Below are 19887 nucleotides of genomic sequence, written 5' to 3'. Positions count from 1 at the left end.
GCCGCTCGCGTCTCGTCAGCGGTTGACCGCCTGGATTTCCTTCACGGTCACGTTCTGCTCGTACGTGGACAGGCCGTCGGGCAGGCCCGGCTGCCGTGCGGGTCCGTCGGGGTCGGCCGAGTCCGTCCAGGTCACCTTCCAGGTGATCGACGCCTTGAAGGGGTAGGTGCCGGTACCTGACGAGCGGAGGTAGGTGATGTTGCAGGCCGCGTCCTTGCTGTCGACCGTGTAGCCGTCGTCGCCCTTCACCAGGTCGTACGTGCAGCTCTGCGGATCGGCGTCCGACGTGCCCGCGTCGACCCTGAGGGCCACGGGGGTCGCGACGGTCGTCGCGGCCATCTCGACGCCCTTGTAGTTGATGCTGGCAGTCGTCCAGACCCGGTCGAAGTTCCCCTCGAACTTCACCCGCGTACCGAGGTTCACCTTGAGGTGGTCCGCGCTCGGGTTCAGCACCACGGGCGGTTTCGGCAGCTTGGTCGAGTTGTAGGCGAGTTCGGAGAGGATCTCGGGAGTCAGCTGGTTGGGGTCCGCCTTCGGCTGCGCGGGCGGGACCCAGATCTCCCAGTTGTCAGGGGTCACGGGACAGGCGTCGGTGTAGTTGTCGTTGCGGAACTGCACCTGCCACCAAAGGCCCTTGTCGCCCTTGTGGTAATCCTCGTCGGCACGCTTCTTCGCGTAGCTCGCGGCCGGTTCCTGGGCGCCCTTGTACGAGGACTTGACGAAGTTCTCGTACTCGTCCGGCGAGTACATGGGCTCGTACCAGCAGACGGGGGGCTTCCAGTTGGCGTTCGAGGAAGTTGCGGTCGCCGTGGACGTGGACGAGCCGGTGGTCTTCTGGTTGATGCGGATGTGGGCGCCGATGGTGCCGCTGCCGGAGTTGCCACCGGAATCGTCGCCGGAGTTGGCCCCCGAGTTCCCGCTGGGGTCGGCAGGCGGTTGCCCGCCGGTCCCCGTGTCATCACCTGTCTTGGGGTCACCCGCGTAGGCCGGCAATCCAGTTCCCAGCGCCACGAGGAGGCCTGCGGCCAGGGCCGCCCGGACGCCGGCCCGAACCGCGCCGGACCTCAGCCCTGGACGCACGCCGCGGCCCCCTTCTTCCAGTTCTGTTGTGTGACCTGCCAGTCGCCGGCCGAGTCCAGGGCTGCTTGAAGCGTGTACAGCACGAAGTCCTTGTTGCTCGGCTTGGTGCGCAGAACCTTGTTCGTCTTGATTTCCTTGCCGTACGCCTTGCTCTGGTCCTCGCAGTAGCGAGCCGCCGCAGTCTTGCCGTTCGCGACGTCGGTGACCTCGAAGTCGTAGTACCGGTAGTGACCCGTGAGCGTGAGGCCCTGCTTCTTGAGGGTCGCAACACGCTGGGACCAGTAGGTGAAGGCAGCCCCGCCGAAGTAGCGGCTCATGTTGCTGGTCTTGCCATCACCCTTGCCGAAAGCTTCGATATTGGCCTGAGTCGAGTACGCCACGTCTCGCAGGATCGCGTCTTTCGTGGCGTCTCCCGTCGACTGCCGGTCCACCGTCACGGTGATGTCCGACGGAAACGCGAACGTCGGCGCGTTCTTGTCCGCCGAGGCGGACGCGGACGGCGAAGGGGAAGCCGATGCTTCCGTGCCGGCCCCCGCGATCTTGTCGTTCTTGTCCTTGGAGCTGTCGTCCCCGCCTCCGCACGCCGTCAGCAGCAGAGCTGCGGTCGCGGCGAGCGCGGCGGCAACGGGCATGGTGCGGCGCTTCACTGTGGACTCCCCCGTGAGAATGAAGTTCGGCAAGAGTGCAAACGGTATCTGCGGGATCCCGGGTTTCGCCACCGCGAAGTTCACTGTAAATGTGGTGATTGAGGACATTCGAGGTGTCCTGCGGGATGAGCGGGTCCTGTGGCGATGGCCTCATCCCGGGCCGACCGCAAGGGCATCGTGAAGATTGCGCGGGCACGGCGTGGACGCCCGCGTGACCCACCTGGCGCCGCCCCCTCCTTTGAGCTCCCTTTGCGGTCCGTTGGTTGTAGCCCCGAAAACCCTCGACACACAGTGACCCTGGCTCCCTGTGTCTCGCGGGGTGGTCGGTAGGCAGGTGTTCACGGGGGTAGGAGTGGCGGACCACGTCAAGGTGTCCACGACAGAGCTGCGGGAGATCAGCAGGTCTGTCGCCAAGTTGAAGTCCAACTTTGAACATGCGAAGGATCTCGTCGACTCGTACGGCTCCGAGATCGGGTCCGGAGAGGTGGCCGACGCGCTCGGTGACTTCGCGGACGACTGGAAGAAGAAGCGCAAAGAACTCTGCGACGGGCTGGAGTTTCTCGGGAAGACCGCGGGGGAGGCGGCGAAGGCCTACGACGGGGTCGATCAGCATCTCGCCGACGCGCTGGTCAAGGCTCAGCCGGGGGACAAGTGAGCGATCACGACTTCTCCGGCGTCGACTGGCAGACGGCCCGGTACGACGACAAGGAGTTCACGCCCGGGGATCCGTACGAGGTAGCCCGGCTCGGGAAGCGGATCTCCGACACCGCGCGCCTGATCGAGGAGCAGGCCGCCAAGCTGAACAACCTCGTCGACGGGAACGGGTGGGACTCGGACGCCGGGAAGGCGTTCAGCGCGAAGACCGGCGACACCGTCAAACTGCTGAGGCAGTCTCATCAGCGGTATGCGGCGGCGGGGGCGGCGCTCGGTTCCTCCGTGCCGTACGAGCCCATCGCCGACACCGTGCGGGAGAACTGGGCCACCGCTCTCAACCACGCGCAGAACCGGGTGCGGGCCGCGCTGAAGAAGGCCGCGGCTGCCGACGCCGACAGCAGCAACTACCAGAAGCAGATCGATCAGCATCCCTCTGCTGACGACAACCACCCGGACAAGCAGAAGCTGAAGCGCCAGAAGGAGGCCTCGGACGGGGAACTCGACGCCGCCAAGCGGGAACTCCGGGCCGCGCTCGACTACCGGGACACGCAGGCCGGGTACGCCGCCAAGGCGATCCGGGACGCCATCGACCACGACGGGCTGAAGGATCCCAAGCATCACTGGTGGGACAACTGGAAGGACTGGGTCGCCGAGGTGGGGCACTGGGCGGGGGCGATCGCCGGCGTGCTCTGCGTCCTGGCGCTCGTGTTCGGAGCGATCCCGGTGTTCGGCGAGATCATCGTGGCGCTGGCCCTGGTGGCGTCGGTGGTCGCCCTCGTCTGTGACACGGTCTCCGCCTTGGACGGCAAGGGCACCTGGCTGGACGTCGCCATCGACGTGGTCGGTGTGCTGTCGTTCGGCGCCGGGCGGATCCTGGGCACGGCCGCGAAGGAGGCGGCCACCGCCGCGCGCGGGTCGGCCGCTCTGAAACAGTTCCTCGCCCTGCGGGAGCTGGGCGTGGACGCGAAGGTGGCCGGCGAGAGTGCGGAGGCGCTCACGGGAGTCAAGGCGGGCAAGATCAGTGAGGCCCTGGCGAAAGGGCCGAACGGCGTTCTGCCGACGATGCGGTCGATCGTCAAGGATTCCCTCGACTTCAAGTCGTACTACAACGACATACGTGAGGCCATCACGAAGACGGCCCAGGACGACGGAATCCTCGTCAAGGGCAAACTGCCCAGGCTGATCGGTCTTTCGGACGCCGGGTTCAGGACCGTGGCCTATTCGCGGGCTGCTCTCTACCAGGCGAGCCAGATCCTGCCGACGGCCGCGGGCGTCATGAACGTGGCCCCCATGCACTCCTGGGAACCGAGCTCGCTGGAACCCAACGTCTTCGACGGTCTGAAGCACACCAACGGCTGGGGCGCGAACGGAATCCCCTTCTACAACGGGCACCTGAAGGTCGCCGGAGGCTGAGACACCCGACGAGACCCGACCATCGCGAGGCCCATGAGGGCAAGGGGAGCAGAGAAGAAGTGGCACGGGAAGACGGTCGGACCGTCGACGAATTGTTCGCCGGACTCTCGCCGGCCAAGCAGCGCACGTTCGAGGAAGTCGGGCTTGGCCTGCCGGAGTTGCGGCGGATCGCCGAAGAGGACGGTCATACGCGGCGTGTGCGGCGCATCCTCGACATCGACGGAGGAAAGCCGGAGGACACCACCAGCGTATGGGCCTGGGTCCGACTGCCGCTGATCGCCCTCGTGGGTGTCGTCGGCTGTCTGGCGTCCACGTATCTGATCGACAGGTACGCGTTGTTGGTCGGCCTGGCCTGGGGCATGGCCGTGATCTGGGTGGCGGTCAAAGCCCCGCTCTGGCGCGGTGGCCCCGTCGTACGGGTGTTGGCCGTGGCCGCCTACGTGGTGCTGGTCTGGCTGGGGTCCCAGCAGGCCGACAAGTGGTACCTCCAGGTGCGCGGGCAGGAGACCACGGTCACGTACGCCAAGGCCGTGGACCGCGGTTCGCACGGTGTGGCCACCCTGTACTGCCGCGTCAAGCTCCCGGACGGATCGATCCGCCAGGTGTTCAGGAACGACAAGTGGTGCACGGACGAGACCATGGTCGGGACGAGAACACAGGCGGTGATCGATCCGGCAGGACACTACCGGCCTTTCCTGGGACGTAAGGCGGACCTCGATGACGGCGTCATCGACTACCTCTGCCTGGGCGCCGCCGTCGTTCTCCTCCTCACACCGTTGGCTGCCGCCGCCCTGAGCCCGGCGAGCACGAGGTCCCGTAACCGGAGCGGCCGTCCGAGCGGGGCCGGCGTATGACCGACGGCACCGAAACCCGCGCCGTCACCAGCGCCCCCGCCCCACCGCCCTCCGACTATCGCCTGGCCGTCCCCGACGGCTGGGAGCGGATCGTGCTGGACAGTCCGGAGCGCTGGACCCACCGCATCGACAAGCTGGTCAAGCGGCGGCTGCGGCGGACACAGGCCACCCCGCAGCTGGAGGCCGCGCTGGCGGAGCGGATGCGGGAGCAGGCCGAGGCCGCGCAGGCCAACGGCGGCGTGGAGATGTACGTCGTCGACCAGGTCCTGGGCCAGGTCCCCGTCTCCGCCGGTCTGGTCGTGACGGTGCTGCGGCCGCCACCCGGCACCGAACCGGGCGACCTCGGCGACATCGCCCGCTCCCTCGCCCTCCGCACCGACGGGGGTGAGGACGGTCGCGCCGGCGTCGGCGACGTCACCCTCGTCGACCTCCCCGCCGGTCCCGCCGTACGCCACCGCTACCTCCGCCGGCCCGCCGCCGACGACCCCGACGGCAACAAGCTCGCTGTCACGCACCTGGACGTCTACCTCGCCGTCCCGCACAGCGGCCAGCGGCTGCTGCTCTCCTTCTCCACGCCGACGGCACCGCCGCTGGAGCCGTTGGTGGAGGCCCTGATCACGCTGTTCGACTCCGTCGCCCGCACCCTGCAATGGATGGCCTGATGCCCGAGTTCGCCGCGTCCACGGTGCGTATGAAGGTGCCCGAGGACGCCGTCGCGCTGCCCGTGCGCACGCCCGTCGAGCTGGGCCCCTGGGCGGAAGAGGCCGCCCGGCGGCTCGTCCGCGCCGACACCCCCGACCCGAAGCTCCGCACCGCCCTCGCCGCCGAGCTTCGCGAGGCCGCCGCCGACTCGCGGGAGCGCGGGCCCGTCACCGCGCTGTCGTACGTGCCGGAGCCGCGGCTCGGGGAGCTTGCGCGGATCGAGTTGTCGGCGCTGGTCGCCGACGAGACGTACCCGGTACTGAGCGTCGAGCTCCTGCAGCGCTACCTCGCCGCCCCCACCGCCGAGTCCTACCGGCCGCCCGAGGCCGAGCTGCGTACCCTGCCGGCCGGGCCCGCGGTGCGTGTCCGGCACGCGTATGTCCGGGACGTCGGCCGGGACGGGCTGGGGACGGTGATGGAGACGTGCGCGTACGGCATCCGGGCCGACGAGAGGTGGGGACTGGTACTGCTGACGTCCTGGCAGGCGCAGGTCCACACGGACGCCCTGTGCGAGCTGACCGACGAACTGGCGCGGACCGTACGGGTCACGGCCTAGCCGGAGCGGTCAGGCCGCCGTCAGGTGACTGATCAGGGGCTCGCCCTCCAGGGACGTCAGGCGGCACCAGGAGCCGTCCGTGAAGGTGATCCGGAAGTCCCGTCCGCCGATGCTGAACGGCCGTCGTTCGACCGTGGCGACCGTGCTCAGGTCCGTCTCCCAGAGGATCTCCTCCCAGGGGTCCCTGGGGTCCTGGAGTCCGCCGAGGACCAGCAGGCGGCGGTCGGTCAGGACCAGGTGCGTGATGTCCGTGTCGGGGCGGCGGGCCGGGTCGAGTTCCCAGGGGAGGGTACGGGCGATGGTGCCGGGGGCGGCCCACAGCACCGGGAAGTCCCTCTCCTCGTTCTCCGGGTCCTCGCTCCTGCCCAGCGAGCCGGAACCGCCGGGACCGCTGCCGGACGGCACGTTGCCGTCGGCGACCACGGCCAGGGCGAGCACACCCAGGAGAAACGTGACGCCCAGGACGGTCTTCACCACGAGGCCGGTCCTCGACCTGAGCCGGTACACGGGGCCCTTCGGCCAGTCCGCCAACTCGGCCTGAATGTCGCGCCGTTCCGGGTCGCGGAACCAGCGCCTGCCCTTGACCCGGTCCGCCGCTCCGGTCGCGAAGGACACCGGGGCGCGCGCCACGAGCTTCTCGCCGACCGGGGGTTGCCAGGAGTGGCGCTGCGGCACGGTCACGGTCTGCCATCCTCGCGGTCGTCGGGGTCGTCGTCACGGTCGTTCACGGCGTGAAACCCGTCGTCCGGCCGGGTGACCGTGATCCCGCGATCCTACTCAGGCCGCCGTCCCAACCCGGCTGTCACCGTGAGCACTTCGTGCAGGCCTCATGGGTGCACGGTGATGGCGCCGGGCCCGGACCGGCCGCGGGCGGGAGGCGGTGGATTCACCGGCGCACACTCCGGCGTCCCTTGATGTGCCCTGAGTCCCAACCGCCGCACAGGTCAACGCCGTTGCAGATCGCAACGACGATTTCAGTGAGGTCAAGGAGTCCGGCCGCGCCTTGAGGGGCTTATGTGCGGCTGATACGGTGCGATCGCTTGACACCCACCCCGCGGCCGAGTATTTGGCCGGTTCGGGGTGATTGGTGTGAAGTGTCCGCTTTCGCTGTGCCGGTGGGCAGGGCGACGAGCGTTGACAGGTTTTCAGAGTTCTTGACAGACACTGTCTTGGCTGTAACGGGGAGCGGTTGCGTGAAGATCCAAGAGCGTACGGGGGCGGGCGCCGGTCGTTCCGCCGGTCCGGCTCAGCCTTCGGTCGGTGACCGTCTTCCCACCGCGCCGCGCGAGCGCAAGCCCGCCCTGGCCGCGCTCGCCGTACTGCTGATCCTGCTCGGCGCGCTGGGGGCGACCACGCTCGTGCTGCAGGCGGGCAAGCGGATCGAGGTCATCAAGATCACGCAGGAGATTCCGGCCGGCTCGTCCGTGACCGGGAGCAACGTGACCTCCGTGATGGTCGCCGACGACTCCAGCATCCACTACGTCCGGTGGTCCCAGCTGGAGAGCCTGAAGAAGCTGAAGGCCGTCAGCACCATCCCGGCCGGGGTCGTCGCCGTCGGTGAGATGTTCGGCAGCGGCAGCAAGCTCCCCGCCGGAAAGTCCACCGTCGGCCTGGCCCTCAAGGAGGGGCAGTACCCGTCCGGCATCGAGATCGGCGACACCGTCGCGGCCTACCGTGTCACCGGTTCCTCGTCCTCGGGTGGTTCGTCCTCCGGCGGCTCGTCCTCCTCCGGCAGCGACTCGCTGATCACGGGCAACGCCAGGGTCAGTGCCGTACCGGACGCCAAGAGCGACAGCTCCCTCGTCAGCAGCACCAACTACGCCATCACGCTCACCGTGGACAGCGACAAGGCGGCGGAGCTTGCCGACGCGGCGTCCAACGGAGAGGTCGCCCTCGTCCTTGTTCCCGGCGTATCCGGCAACGGCAACTAGAAGGCGGCCCCCACCCCATGGCGCTCATCGCAATCGCCGCCGACAAGGGCTCCCCCGGCGTCACCACCGCGGCCGTCGCGCTGGCCGCGGTCTGGCCGCGCCGGGTCCTGCTCGCCGAGGCCGACCCGGCCGGCGGCGACCTGGTCTACCGCAGTGCCGCCGCGCACGGCGGACCACTCAATCCGAACACCGGCATGCTGTCCATCGCCGCCACGGCGCGCAGAGGACTCGTGCCGGATCAACTCTGGGACCACGTGCAGCCGTTGAGCGGCGGGCTTGAAGTGCTGGTCGGGCTCGGCATAGCCGAGCACGCCGCCGGGCTCGCCGGGCTGTGGCCCACCCTCGGGCACGCCTTCGCCGCCCTCGCCGACTCCCCGAACGCCCCGGCCGACGTCATCGCCGACTGCGGGCGGATCAGCGGCGACACCCCGGCCGTGGAGATGTTCCCGCACGCCGCGCTCGTGCTCCTCGTCTCGCGGACCGAGCCCGAGGCGCTCGCCCGGGTCCGGGACCGGGCCGCCGCCCTCGCGCAGAAGCTGCACGGCGGACCGCGCGGCGCCGCCGCCCTCGCCACCCCGCTGATCGGGGTGGTCCTGGTCGCCGACCCGTCCAGCTCGGGCAAGCTGGTCAACCAGGTCAACGACATGCTCGTGCACGCCCAGACCGGCGCCCGCGTGGTCGGCACCATCGCCGACGACCCGGCCGGCGCCGACCAGCTGGCCGGGCGCAAGCGCGGGCGCCTCGACAAGTCCCTGCTCATCCGCTCGGCCCGCAAGGTCACCGCCGACCTCCACCAGCAGTACGGCGCCGCCTGGGCCGTACCGACCCAGGCACCCCACGCGGGGGCCGGCCGATGACCGCTGTCGACCACCAGCTGGTCAAGCGGTTCCGGCAGGACGCCGGTGACCGGATCGCCGAGCAGCGCCGCCAGGACCAGGCGTCCGGCGTCACGCCGATGTCCACCGAGGACGAACGGCAGTACGCCCGCGCGGTCATAGCCCAGATCCTGGAGGAGTACGCCCGCGCGGAGATCAACGCCGGGCGCACCCCGCTGGACGCGGAGACCGAGGAGCAGTACGCGGCCGCCGTGCACGCGGCCCTGTTCGGCGTGGGACGGCTGCAGCCGCTGCTCGACGACCCGGACGTCGAGAACATCGACATCAACGGGTGCGACCAGGTCTTCGTCGGGTTCAGCGACGGGCGGGAGGTCATCGGGGATCCCGTCGCGGAGACCGACGAGGAGCTCATCGAGCTGATCCAGGTGCTCGGCGCCTACTCCGGTCTGTCGTCGCGGCCCTTCGACTCCGCCAACCCGCAGCTCGACCTGCGGCTTCCCGACGGGTCCCGGCTCTCCGCCGTCATGGACGTCACCCGGCGGCCCGCGCTCTCCATCCGCCGCGCCCGGATGGGCAAGGTCTTCATCTCCGACCTGGTGGGGAACGGGACGCTCACGCCCGAGGTCGCGCACTTCATGGCCTGCGCGGTCCGCGCCCGCAAGAACATCATGATCGCGGGGGCGACCAACGCCGGCAAGACGACGCTGCTGCGCGCCCTCGCCAACGAGATCCCGCCGCACGAACGGCTCATCACCGTCGAGCGCGCGCTGGAGCTCGGGCTCGACACCTTCCACGACCTGCACCCCAACGTGGTGGCGTTCGAGGAGCGGCTGCCCAACTCCGAAGGGCAGGGCGCCATTTCCATGGCCGAACTCGTCCGCAGGTCGCTGCGTATGAACCCGTCCCGGGTCATCGTCGGCGAGGTCCTCGGCGACGAGATCGTCACCATGCTCAACGCGATGTCGCAGGGCAACGACGGTTCGCTGTCCACGATCCACGCCAACAGCTCGAGCGAGGTCTTCAACCGCATCTCGACCTACGCGCTCCAGGCCTCCGAGCGGCTGCCCATCGAGGCCAGCCAGATGCTGATCGCGGGCGCGGTGAACTTCGTCGTCTTCATCCAGCGGCGCAACAACTATCAGACCGGCGGCCGCCTCCAGCGCATGGTCACCTCCGTCCGCGAGGTCAACGGCGTGGACGGCAGGGTGCTGTCCAGCGAGGTGTTCGCGGAGGCCCCGGACGGCCGGATCGTCCCGCACGCGCCCATAGCCTGTCTGGAGGACCTGATGGCCCACGGCTACCAGCCGCACGGGGCGTGGGGGTGACGTGACATGAACCTCAACCCCTTCGCCTCCCTGGGCTCCATGGGCGGGCTCTTCTCCACCACGGTCCTCTACGGCCTCGGCTGCGGTGTCGCCGTCGGCGGCGGACTGGCGCTGCTGATCCTCGCGGTCCGCGGCCTGCCCGCCAAGCCCGACCACGAGAAGCAGAAGGCGAACGAACGGGCCGCCGAACTCATCCGGTTCGCCGGCCAGCGCGGCTCCCTCGCCGCCATCATCGGCCTCGTCGTCCTGCTGCTGACCCGCTGGGCGGTGGCCGGCATCGCGGCCGGCGTCCTCGTCTTCTTCTGGGACAAGCTGTTCGGCGGCGCCGCCGAGGAGCGGGCCGCGATGAAGCGCGTGGAGGCCCTCGCCTCCTGGACCGAGTCGCTGCGTGACACGATCGCCGGCGCGGTCGGCCTGGAGCAGGCCATCCCGGCCTCCGGCCGCGCCGCCGCACCGATCCTGCGGCCGCACCTCGACGCCCTCGTCGACCGGCTGCGCGCCCGCACCCCGCTGCCCGACGCACTCCAGCACCTCGCCGACGAGATCGACGACGCCTCCGCCGACATCATCGTGGCGGCGCTCATCCTCAACGCCCGCCTGCGCGGCCCCGGTCTGCGCCAGGTCCTCGGCGCGCTCGCCAAGTCGGCACGCGAGGAGGTCGACATGCGCCAGCGCGTGATGGCCCAGCGGGCCTCCACCCGGCGCTCGGTGCAGATCGTCGTCGCCGTGTCGGTCGCCTTCGTCCTCGGCCTCGCCGTCTTCAACCGGGACTTCGTCTCCCCGTACGGCACCGCCGTCGGACAGCTGGTCCTCGCCCTGGTCTGCGCGCTGTTCGCGCTCGGCTTCTGGTGGCTGCGCAAGCTGTCCACCATCGAGACCCCGGAACGGTTCCTGGTCCGCGACCAGTCGTCCGTGCAGTTCGTACGGCCGCCCCGCACCGCTCCCGGCCAGCCGGGCCACCCGGGTCAGCCCGGTGCGCCCGGCCACCCCGGTCAGCAGACCCTCCCCAGCGAGGAAGGAGCCCGCCGGTGAACCTCACGATGCCGATTCTCGTCGGCGTGACCCTGGGGCTCGGCGTCTACGTGCTGATCCGCGCCCTGATGCCGTCCCGGCGCAGCGCGGTCGCCCAGGTCGCCCGGATCGACGCGATGCGGGCCCGCGGCGCGGCCTACGAGTCGGCGCGGCAGACGCAGGACACCGGCCGGCTCGGCACGCTGCGCGCCGAGGTCGGCGAGCGGGTCGCCGAGTTCTACCGGCAGCAGGGCTGGGAACAGCGCTCGCTCCGCGCCGACCTCGCCGTCCTGGACCGCAGCTGGGAGAAGTTCCTCGCGACCAAGGTGCTGCTCGCGGCGGCCGGCCTGATCTTCGGGCCGTTCCTGTTCGCCGTCGTCTACACGATGGGCTTCGGCCACAACCCGGTCATCCCGGTCTGGCTGGCCCTCGCCTGCGCGGCCCTGTTCTTCTTCCTGCCCGACCTGGAGGTGCGACGGGACGCGGCCGAGAAGCGCCGGGATCTGAGGCGCGTGATCGGCGCGTACCTCGACCTGGTGTCGATGAGCCTCGCCGGCGGCCGCGGCCTGCCCGAGGCCCTGATGGCGGCCGCCGAGGTCTCCGACGGCTGGGCCAACCAGCGCATCCGCAACGCCCTCGCCGACGCCCGCATCACCGGCGTCAGCCAGTGGCAGGCCCTCGGCGCGCTCGGTGAGGAGCTCGGTGTGGAGGAGCTCAAGGACCTCTCCGCCTCCCTCGCCCTGGTCGCGGACGACGGCGCCAAGGTCCGTGAGTCCCTCGCCTCCCGCGCCGAGACCATGCGCCACCGCGAACTCGCCGAGATCGAGGGCAGCGCGGGCGAGAAGTCCCAGTCGATGCTCGTCGCCCAGCTGCTGCTGTGCGCCGGCTTCCTGGTTTTCCTGATCTTCCCGGCGGCGATGCGGGTGTTCCAGGTGTGAGCCGACCCGAGCTGACCCGAGCTTCGTAGAGAACCTTCGCCAACTGCTGTTTCGAGAGGACAAGACATCATGAACACACGGAACCTCAGCACCGGGATCCCGGCGGTGGACTTCCTGGTCACCTTCCTCCAGGGCCGGGTGCAGCGCGCCCGCTCCGGCGAACTCGACCGCGGTGCCTCCGCCGTCGAGTGGGTCATCATCTCGGCGGTCGTCGTGGCGATCGTCGGCGTGGTGGCGGCCATCATCAACGCCGCGCTGAGCGACGGCGCCAACAAGGTCGGCAACTGCATCAAGGGCGCCAACGCCAGCGGAACCTGCTGAGCGGACGAGCGGACGAGCCGACGAGCAGACGAGCGCGACCACGACGGGGGTGACGGGGTGACGGGGGTGACGGGGATGCCCGCGGGCGTGCGCGGAGGCCTGCGCGGCTGGGTACGCCGCCGGGCGGCGGCCGCGCGCGGCGACTCGGGCATGACCGCGATCGAGTTCGTGTTCCTCACCCCTGTCCTGTTCTTCATGATCTTCGCGACGGTGCAGTTCGCCCTGTACTTCTTCGCGGACCACGTGGCCCAGGCGGCGGCCCAGGCCGGCGCCCGCAAGGCCCGCGCCACCGCCGACGCGGAGCCCGGCGCCTGGCGCGGCGAGGCCCAGGACGTGGTCGACTCCTACATCAGGCAACTCGGCCCCCAGCTGGTCCTGTCGCCCGACGTGAAGATGCTCCAGCCGGAGCAGACCACGGTCGGCGTCGAGATCACGGCCCGCATCCCGACGGTGTTCCCGGGCCTGGACCTGACGGTGCACGCACGGTCCGCGGGGCCGGTGGAGCGGTTCGTCAAGGACAGGAACTAGAGGCCCGCCGTGGAGAAGAGAGCTCTGGCCGACGACCGGGGGCTGTCGACCGTCGAGGTCGTCATCCTCGCCCCCGTCATGATCCTGTTCATCCTGGTCCTGGTCGCCTTCGGCCAGCTCGTCGACGGGCGCGGGGCCATCGACGGCGCCGCACGGGACGCGGCCCGCGCCGGGTCCATCCAGAAGGACCACGCCACCGCCATGTCGGAGGCCCGGAAGGCCGCCGACGCGGACCTGTCCGACGTCTGCTCGGGGCCGGTCTCGGTCGTCCAGACCAGCGCGGGCTTCGAGTCCGGCGGCATCTTCACGGTCCAGGTGAGCTGCCGGGTGCGCGGCCTGGCCATGCTGGGCCTGGACATCCCCACGACCCTGTCCTCGACGTTCTCCTCGCCCCTCGACCCGTTCCGGAGGGCGGCATGAGCCTTGCGGTGCTGCGCAGTTGGTGGGCCGCACGCCGGCTCCGCCTCGACGACCGGGGCTCGGGGGCGGGCGCGGTCATCATCTTCGCCCTGGTCTTCCTCTCCCTGTCCGCGTTCGTCATCGACGGCGGCCTGTCCATCTCCAAGCGCGAACGTGCCGCCGACATCGCGGAACAGGCGGCCCGTTACGCGGCCCAGGACATCGACCTGGAGAAGCTGTACGAGAACCAGGGCGAGGCGCCGATCAACTTCCAGGACTGCGACGCCCGGGTGAAGACCTTCGCCCGCGAGATGGACATGTCCGCCGCCGACGTCGCGGGCACCCACTGCGTCGCCGCCGACGCCCAACAGGTCCAGGTCGAGGTCCAGTTGACCTACGAGCCGGTCTTCACGGGCATGTTCTACGGCGGCGCGATCGTGGTGCACGGGGAGGCGACGGCCGAGAACGAGGTCGGTTAGCCGCCGGACGCTCCGCCGGGGGAGGGCCGCTGTGCGCCGTCGTTCCGCTGCGGCGGCGTCGTGGTTGGCCGCGCAGTTCCCCGCCCCCCTCTGCGGTGCTCGTGCCGGGGTGGGCAGTCGTCGACGGGTGGGGTGACCGGGGTCGGGGCGGGGTCCGTGGCGGGCGGCGGGTCCGCCGGGGGCGAAGGATCCGCCGGGGGAGTGGGATCGGCGGGCGGCGTCGGCGCGGGCGGCGGTGTGGTCGGCGGTGCCGGGGGAGGGGGAGCCGTGGGCGCGGGGGGCGGCGTGGGCTTCGTCGGTGCGGGCTCCGTCGGTGCGGGCGGAGTGCTGCCGTCGCCGTTGCCGTCGTCACCGCCCGACGGCGGTTGCGTCGTGGGCTCGGGCTTGGGCTCGGACGCGACCCCGCTGTCCGTACCGCCGTCCTCCGCGCTTCGCGGCCGTACCGTCTTCCCGTCGCCCTGACCCGGTGTCACCGTCGGCCGCGTGGTGGGCGTGCCCGTCGGGGCCGTCGGGGCCGTCGGGGCAGTCGTGGCCTCCGGGACCGTCGGCCGTCCGGTCACCGGTACCCGTGCCACCGGGGCGTCGGCGACGGGTGTCCGCCGGGCGGGCACGGAGGCGGACTGGCCGGGGCCGAGTATCAGCACCAGCGCCGCCGCACCGGACGCCAGCGCGCCCGCCGCCGCGACCACCACCGGCGCCTTCGCACCGGCGACACCGGTGGCCTGCCGTACGCCGTGCAGCAGCCCGCTGCCCGCCCCGCCGCCCGCGTGGCCGGCCGCCGAGGCCCCGGCCGCGGTCAGGGTCAGCAGGAACCTGCCGGCCGTGCCGCCCACCGCGAACACCAGCAGGGCCGGGCCGACCAGGGCGGGAAGCCGGTCGTTGGCGCTCATCAGCGCGGCGAGCCGCATCCGGCAGTCCGCGCAGGCGTCCACGTGGCCGAGCAGCCGGTCGGACTGGCGCTGCGTCGCCGCGCCGCGCACGTACGCGGGCATCCGGCTCCAGTGGACCTGGCAGGCGGGGTCGTCCGGGACCCCGGTCTGGGTGCGCAGGAAGGCCTGCCGCATCCCCTCCCGGGCGCGGTGCAGCAGAACGGCGGTGGCGCCCTCCTTGGTGCCCAGCTGCGGCCCGATCTGCGCCAGCGGCCGGCCCTCCGCCTCGGCCAGCCAGAGGGCCTTGACCCAGCGTTCGGGCAACTGGCCGAGGACGCGCACCAGCAGATCGACGGAGGAGACGTGCTCGGCGGGGTCCTCGCCGAGCCGGCCGGACTCGGCCTGCTCGTCGTCGTGCGGGTCTCGGGGGGTCTCGCGCGCGGCACCGCTCGCGGCGTAGGCGAGATGCCGGACGGTCGTCGTCAGGTACGCCGCCACGTTGTCGATCTCGTGCCCTTCGGTCAGCCGCCGCCAGACCCGGAAGTGCGCCTCGGCGACCAGGTCTTCGGCGACCCAGGCGTTGCGGGTGAGGGAGCGGGCGTACGCGACGAGCCGCGGCTGCTGTTCCTCGTAGATCCGGGCGTAGGCGGTGGCGCTGATCACTGCAGAGGAACCGTCGGGCATGGCGGAACGCTCCAGTTGCCGGCTCAGGGGCGGGAGAAGGTTTGTCAGCGTAGATGACGAAACTTTCAAGCAAAGTTTCCAGCGCATCACGAAGTGACGCATGTCACTCAAGTTCCTTGCGGTTCCGGCGTAATCAATCCGGGTCCGGGGTCTCTCACTTGTACGACGGCCCATCACGCACCCCGGAGACGATCCGTGCCCATCACGCTCGAGCAGCCCACCGGCGCCCGCCTGCTCACCGCCGACGAGCAGGAGGTGGCGGTCCCCGCGACGCTCCGCTACACCTCGGCCGACCCGCAGGCCGTGCACTTCGTCTTCCCGCCGTGGATCTCCCTGGACGGCGAGGAGGTCACCTGGACCTTCGCGCGGGCCCTGCTGGAGGAGGGCCTGGCGGGTCCGGCCGCGCTCGGCAACGTGCACGTGCGCCCGTACGGCGACTCCCGCACGGTCGTCGAACTCCGCGCGGACGAGGGCGTGGCGGCGGTCAGCTTCCCGACCTCCGCCCTCACCCGCTTCCTGCTGTCCTCGCTGCGCGTCGGCGGCTGACGGACCGTGTGGGGCATGTGGAGAGGGTGTGCGCAGGTCGGGTGGCGGTAACTCCGGCCAATGTGGCGCGGGTTGGCGAAAGCGGAGAATTCGGGCGACGGTTGGCCGTTCTGCTCCCGCGGCGCCGCGTTCTACCCCTTCGACGCTGTCGGTGCCAGTCAATAGGATCGTCAAGGGGACCTCGGCTGGCTCGATGCGCCCCCGGCCCACTCCTTCCACACACGACCCCGGGACACCCGCCATGGCGCGACGCAGCACATCAAGCTCGACGGGAAGGCCGACGGGCACCGCCCCGTCGGGTCCGCGGAACCGGACCCCGCAGCCGGTGCGGCTGCGCCGGCGTACGTTCGGGGACGTCGTCAAGGCGTTCCTCGCCTTCGTGGTGCTGCTGGTCCTCGTCGTCGGCGTCCCCGGCGCCCTCGCCGTGACCGTCGGCTGGCCCCTGCCGCGCAGCGCGCCCAGCATGGACTGGCTGTCGCAGCCGATCGACGTGCAGACGTTCCTGAACGCGCTGACGGTCGTCGTCTGGCTGGCCTGGGCCCAGTTCACGGCCTGCGTGCTGGTGGAGGTCAAGGCCGCCGTCTCCGGTGTCGGCCTGCCCGGCCGGGTTCCCGGCGCCGGTCCCAGCCAGCTGCTCGCCCGTCAGCTCGTCGCCGCGCTGCTGCTGGTCGGCGCCACCGCCGCCAGCTTCACCCCGGGCCTCTCCCAGCTCGGCCACAGTCTGGAGGGCAACCAGAAGGGCACGGTGGCCACCGCCCAGGCGACCCCCGGCATCCTCGCCCAGCAGCAGGAGCAGGCGAAGAGCACCGCCGCCGCCCTCGCCGAGCAGGCCGGCCACGCCGCGGCCCAGGCCGAACAGGGCGGCTCCACCGCCGCGCACGGGGCGACGAAGTACTACCGGATCCAGCCCCCCGAGGGCCGCCACCACGACTCCCTGTGGGAGATCGCGCAACGCCACCTCGGCGACGGCCGCCGGTACAAGGAGATCTACGAACTCAACAAGGACCGCATCCAGCCCGACGGCTCCCGGCTCTCCGAGGCCAGCCTCATCCGCCCCGGCTGGATCATGGAGATGCCCGGCGACGCGCACGGCGGCGAACTCGTCGAGAACCCCGACGCGCACGTCTCGCCGGAGGTCCGGCAGCAGATCGGCGACTACGCGCAGACCGGCGACCACGCCCAGCACCAGCAGCAGCATCAGCACCAGGAGCAGGGCGGCGGGCAGCACGCGGGCGGCGACGGGGCCACCGCCCAGATCACAGTGCCGAGCCAGCGCCAGAGCGCCGACACCGGCGCCCCCGCCGCCCACGAGACCTCCGCGCACTCCTCCTCCTCCTCGTCCTCCTCGTCCTCCTCGTCCTTCGGCCTGTCCGAGGCACTGCTCGGCGCCCCTCTCCTCGCCGCCGGGCTGCTCGCCGCCCTCGGCCGCCGGCGCCGGCAGGCCCTGTGGCAGTCGGCGCTCGGTGCCGTCGGCGGCCGCCGCGGCATGGAACCGCCGATCCCGGCCGGCGACGCCCAGGACGTGCAGGACGCGCTGCTGGTCGGCGCCGACCCGGAGGGCGTACGACAGCTCGACCGGTCGCTGCGCGGACTCGCCGCCGCCCTCACCGCCGAGTCCCGTTCGCTGCCCGTCGTCTACGCGGCCTGGCTCAGCCACGGCGACCTGCACCTGCAGCTCGCCCAGCCGGCCGGCAAGCCGCCGGCGCCCTGGCAGCTCGGCCAGGACCAGACGTTCTGGACGCTGTCGCGCGCGGACGCCGAGCGCTACGAGGACACCGACGCGGCCGCCCCCTACCCCGGTCTGGTCAGCCTCGGCACCATGGACGACTCGCGGCTGCTGCTCAACCTGGAGGCCGTGCCCGGGATCGTCTCGCTGAGCGGCCGCGAGGCCGACCGGGCCGCCGTGTTCGCCTCCGTCGCCGCCGAACTCGCCACCAACGGCTGGTCGGACCGGATGACCATCACCCTCGTCGGCTTCGGCGCGGACCTCACCCCGCTCGCCCCCAACCGGCTGCGCCATCTCGACGACGTGGAGGCGCTGTTCGAGACGATGGAGGCGGAGACCCGGCAGCGGCGGGGCGCGCTCGGCGCCGCCGACCACCACTCCGTCCTCACCGGCCGCACCGGGCCCGCCCAGCACACCCGCTGGGCGCCGAACCTCGTCCTGCTCGCCACCCAGCCGTCCGCCGAGGACGCCGTGCGCCTCGCCGAACTCGCCGCCGACGCCGCCCGGCTCGGCATCGGCTACCTGGTCGGCAGCGAGCGCGACGACCTCCCCGGCGCCGCCTGGGCGATGGAGATCACCCCGGACGGCAGGCTCCTCGCCCCGCTCCTCGGCCTCGAACTCCAGGCCCAGCTGCTGCCCGCGGTCCAGCAGCGCGCGGTCGTCGAACTCTTCGTGGAGTCCGACCCCGAGCGCGACCCCGACGGACCCACCACCACCCCGCCGTTCCTCGTCGACATCAGCGAGCAGGGCCGCCCCGCGGTGTACGCGCGGCTCGTCGGCCCGTACGAGATCATCGGCCTGGACACCCCCGACGGGGACCGCAGCCCCCTCCTCCACGAGGCCCTCGCCCTCCTTCTCCTGCACCGCGAGGGCGTGCACCCGCGGGTGCTGTCGTCCGCGCTGTGGCCGCGGGGCGTCACGGAGGACGTCCGCGACGCCCTCCTGGAGCGGCTGCGGGGCTGGCTCGGCACCGACCCCGACGGCAGCCCCCGGCTGCGCGCGGACGCGGCAGGCCGCCTCACGCTCGCCAAGTCCGTCGTCTCCGACCTCGACGTGCTGCGCTCCCTCTACTACGAGGCCACCCAGGGCAAGGGTGTCGAGAGCCGCGCGGTCCGCGGCCGCCTCCTCACCGACGCGCTCGTCCTGGTGCGCGGCCCGCTGCTCGCCGACCGCGCGGAGGGCCGCTACCGCTGGCTCACCCACGAGATCATCGACGCCCAGCTGCCGCTGCTCGTCGCCGACATCGGCCTCGCGCTGTCCGCGTTCCACCTGGAGAAGGACCGCGCGGAGAAGGCGATCGAGGCACTCGGCGCGGCCCTGCGGACCGCGCCGGAGGACGAGCGCCTCTGGAACGAGCTGCTGCGCGCCACGCACGCCACCGGCGACCCGGACCGGCTGCGCGCCCTCGCCGCCGACCTGATCGCCCGCAGCGGTGCGCGCGGCCTGCCCCCGCGCACCGAGGCCCTCCTCGACGAACTCCTCCCCACCTGGCGCGACGGCGCCGCCGCCACCGGATGACCACCGCCCTCGACGTCGCCCTCCCGGCCGCCGCCGCCCTCTGGGGCGCGACGGCCGGGTCCCTGCTGCCCCGCGCCGCGTACCGCTTCTCGGTACCGGCGGGGGAGGAGTGGCGCGCCCAGTGCCCCGCCGGCCACCCCGTCAAAGGCTGGCTGGGCCGCGTGCCCTGCGACGCCTGCGCGACGACCGCCGCCGCCGAACCAACTGGCCACGGACCCGCGGCCGCCGACGGCGAGAACGCCCCACAGGGGCCACCCGCACCCGACCACGAAACTGTCACGGGTGGTGCGGGTGGGAACCCCAAAACCGCAACCACCCACGCACCCGCACCCGCCCCCCTCGCCCTCGCTCTCGCCACCGCAACGGTCTGCGCCGCCCTGGCGCTGGCCACCGGCACCCGCCCCGAACTCGCCGTCTGGCTGCTCCTGGCCCCCGTCGGCGTCCTGCTCGCGGTGGTGGACTTCCGGGTGCAGCGGCTCCCCGACCCCCTCACCCTCCCCCTCGCGGCCGCCGCCCCCGCCCTCCTCGGCGTGGCCGCCCTGCTTCCCGAGCACGCCGGTGACTGGCTCACCTCCCTCTACGCGGCCCTCGCCCTCGCCGGCGCCTACTTCGTCCTCTTCCTCGTCAATCCGGGCGGCATGGGCTTCGGCGACGTCAAGCTGGCCCTCGGCACGGGCGCCGTCCTCGGCTGGTACGGCTGGCCCACCGTGCTGCTCGGCACCTTCGCCGGGTTCCTGCTGGGCGCGCTGTACGGCGGTGCGCTCGTCGTCCTACGGCGGGCGGGACGCAAGACGGCGATCGCGTTCGGGCCGTTCCTGATCGCGGGGGCGTTCGCGGGGCTGCTGGTGGGGGCGTACACGGCCTGAGGCC

21 protein-coding genes are annotated in these 19887 nt (G+C 71.7%); 17 read left to right on the top strand and 4 right to left on the bottom strand.

Annotated features, from left to right (window positions below; translation table 11 throughout):
- Positions 1–15 precede the first annotated feature (15 nt).
- Together ACZ63F_RS17125 and ACZ63F_RS17120 are read right to left on the bottom strand one after the other, a co-directional pair.
- Entirely contained in the window at positions 16–1080 is a 1065-nt protein-coding gene (locus tag ACZ63F_RS17125; RefSeq protein ID WP_469711849.1) for a hypothetical protein, read from the bottom strand.
- The gene (locus ACZ63F_RS17120) at positions 1065–1835 is read right to left on the bottom strand and encodes a hypothetical protein (protein ID WP_469711848.1); all 771 of its coding nucleotides are present in this window, start codon (positions 1833–1835) and stop codon (positions 1065–1067) included. Before ACZ63F_RS17120 ends, ACZ63F_RS17125 begins: the two co-directional genes overlap by 16 nt.
- A gap of 244 nt (positions 1836–2079) precedes the next feature.
- On the opposite strand from ACZ63F_RS17120, the gene ACZ63F_RS17115 reads away from it, so the two are divergent.
- The 5 genes from ACZ63F_RS17115 to ACZ63F_RS17095 are packed head-to-tail and all read left to right on the top strand — an operon-like array spanning position 2080 to position 5906.
- Positions 2080–2382 carry a hypothetical protein gene (locus ACZ63F_RS17115; protein WP_351708794.1) on the top strand — a complete coding sequence of 101 codons (303 nt, stop codon included), beginning with the start codon at positions 2080–2082 and terminating at the stop codon, positions 2380–2382.
- Positions 2379–3794: a hypothetical protein gene (locus ACZ63F_RS17110; protein ID WP_469711846.1), complete on the top strand. Its 1416-nt coding sequence runs from the start codon at positions 2379–2381 to the stop codon at positions 3792–3794. The genes ACZ63F_RS17115 and ACZ63F_RS17110 overlap by 4 nt, the downstream gene beginning before the upstream one ends.
- Positions 3795–3853: 59 nt before the next feature.
- The gene (locus ACZ63F_RS17105; protein ID WP_469711845.1) at positions 3854–4648 is read left to right on the top strand and encodes a hypothetical protein; all 795 of its coding nucleotides are present in this window, start codon (positions 3854–3856) and stop codon (positions 4646–4648) included.
- Entirely contained in the window at positions 4645–5310 is a 666-nt protein-coding gene (locus ACZ63F_RS17100; protein ID WP_469711843.1) for a hypothetical protein, read from the top strand. The genes ACZ63F_RS17105 and ACZ63F_RS17100 overlap by 4 nt, the downstream gene beginning before the upstream one ends.
- Entirely contained in the window at positions 5310–5906 is a 597-nt protein-coding gene (locus tag ACZ63F_RS17095; protein WP_469711842.1) for a hypothetical protein, read from the top strand. The genes ACZ63F_RS17100 and ACZ63F_RS17095 overlap by 1 nt, the downstream gene beginning before the upstream one ends.
- Before the next feature lie 9 nt (positions 5907–5915).
- Here ACZ63F_RS17095 and ACZ63F_RS17090 read toward each other — a convergent pair whose 3' ends face one another.
- Positions 5916–6587, bottom strand: coding sequence for a hypothetical protein (locus ACZ63F_RS17090; RefSeq protein ID WP_469711840.1), 672 nt, complete (start codon positions 6585–6587; stop codon positions 5916–5918).
- A gap of 512 nt (positions 6588–7099) precedes the next feature.
- On the opposite strand from ACZ63F_RS17090, the gene ACZ63F_RS17085 reads away from it, so the two are divergent.
- From ACZ63F_RS17085 to ACZ63F_RS17045, 9 genes are all read left to right on the top strand, one after another.
- Positions 7100–7837: a hypothetical protein gene (locus ACZ63F_RS17085; protein ID WP_469711839.1), complete on the top strand. Its 738-nt coding sequence runs from the start codon at positions 7100–7102 to the stop codon at positions 7835–7837.
- A gap of 17 nt (positions 7838–7854) precedes the next feature.
- Complete coding sequence (locus ACZ63F_RS17080; RefSeq protein WP_352354308.1) at positions 7855–8694, top strand: hypothetical protein; 840 nt, start codon at positions 7855–7857, stop codon at positions 8692–8694.
- Positions 8691–9998, top strand: a complete 1308-nt coding sequence (locus ACZ63F_RS17075) for a CpaF family protein (protein WP_457697190.1) — start codon at positions 8691–8693, stop codon at positions 9996–9998. Before ACZ63F_RS17080 ends, ACZ63F_RS17075 begins: the two co-directional genes overlap by 4 nt.
- 39 nt (positions 9999–10037) lie before the next feature.
- Positions 10038–11030, top strand: coding sequence for a type II secretion system F family protein (locus ACZ63F_RS17070; protein WP_469712055.1), 993 nt, complete (start codon positions 10038–10040; stop codon positions 11028–11030).
- A complete protein-coding gene (locus tag ACZ63F_RS17065; RefSeq protein ID WP_351487477.1) occupies positions 11027–11947 on the top strand; it encodes a type II secretion system F family protein in 921 nt (306 codons plus the stop codon). Before ACZ63F_RS17070 ends, ACZ63F_RS17065 begins: the two co-directional genes overlap by 4 nt.
- A 69-nt stretch (positions 11948–12016) precedes the next feature.
- Positions 12017–12268, top strand: coding sequence for a hypothetical protein (locus ACZ63F_RS17060; RefSeq protein WP_469711838.1), 252 nt, complete (start codon positions 12017–12019; stop codon positions 12266–12268).
- A gap of 75 nt (positions 12269–12343) precedes the next feature.
- Positions 12344–12796 (top strand): TadE family protein, encoded by a 453-nt coding sequence (locus tag ACZ63F_RS17055; RefSeq protein WP_469711837.1) that lies wholly within the window; start codon positions 12344–12346, stop codon positions 12794–12796.
- 9 nt (positions 12797–12805) lie between these two features.
- On the top strand, positions 12806–13216 hold the full coding sequence (locus tag ACZ63F_RS17050; protein ID WP_352354314.1) for a TadE/TadG family type IV pilus assembly protein: 411 nt from the start codon (positions 12806–12808) through the stop codon (positions 13214–13216).
- Complete coding sequence (locus tag ACZ63F_RS17045; RefSeq protein WP_469711836.1) at positions 13213–13674, top strand: TadE/TadG family type IV pilus assembly protein; 462 nt, start codon at positions 13213–13215, stop codon at positions 13672–13674. Before ACZ63F_RS17050 ends, ACZ63F_RS17045 begins: the two co-directional genes overlap by 4 nt.
- On the opposite strand, the gene ACZ63F_RS17040 is transcribed toward ACZ63F_RS17045, so the two are convergent.
- On the bottom strand, positions 13671–15227 hold the full coding sequence (locus ACZ63F_RS17040; protein WP_469711834.1) for a sigma-70 family RNA polymerase sigma factor: 1557 nt from the start codon (positions 15225–15227) through the stop codon (positions 13671–13673). The two genes, ACZ63F_RS17045 and ACZ63F_RS17040, sit on opposite strands and share 4 nt — an antisense overlap.
- Before the next feature lie 195 nt (positions 15228–15422).
- Here ACZ63F_RS17040 and ACZ63F_RS17035 point away from each other — a divergent pair, with 195 nt between their 5' ends.
- The 3 genes from ACZ63F_RS17035 to ACZ63F_RS17025 all read left to right on the top strand — a co-directional run bounded on the left by ACZ63F_RS17035 (position 15423) and on the right by ACZ63F_RS17025 (position 19883).
- Positions 15423–15773: an SsgA family sporulation/cell division regulator gene (locus tag ACZ63F_RS17035; RefSeq protein WP_351957498.1), complete on the top strand. Its 351-nt coding sequence runs from the start codon at positions 15423–15425 to the stop codon at positions 15771–15773.
- Between the two features lie 241 nt (positions 15774–16014).
- A complete protein-coding gene (locus ACZ63F_RS17030; RefSeq protein WP_469711833.1) occupies positions 16015–19017 on the top strand; it encodes a BTAD domain-containing putative transcriptional regulator in 3003 nt (1000 codons plus the stop codon).
- Complete coding sequence (locus ACZ63F_RS17025; RefSeq protein ID WP_469711831.1) at positions 19014–19883, top strand: prepilin peptidase; 870 nt, start codon at positions 19014–19016, stop codon at positions 19881–19883. Before ACZ63F_RS17030 ends, ACZ63F_RS17025 begins: the two co-directional genes overlap by 4 nt.
- Positions 19884–19887 lie beyond the last annotated feature (4 nt).

The organism is Streptomyces sp. NPDC104761 (assembly GCF_055583445.1).
This window is presented reverse-complemented; position numbering and strand designations above follow the sequence as displayed.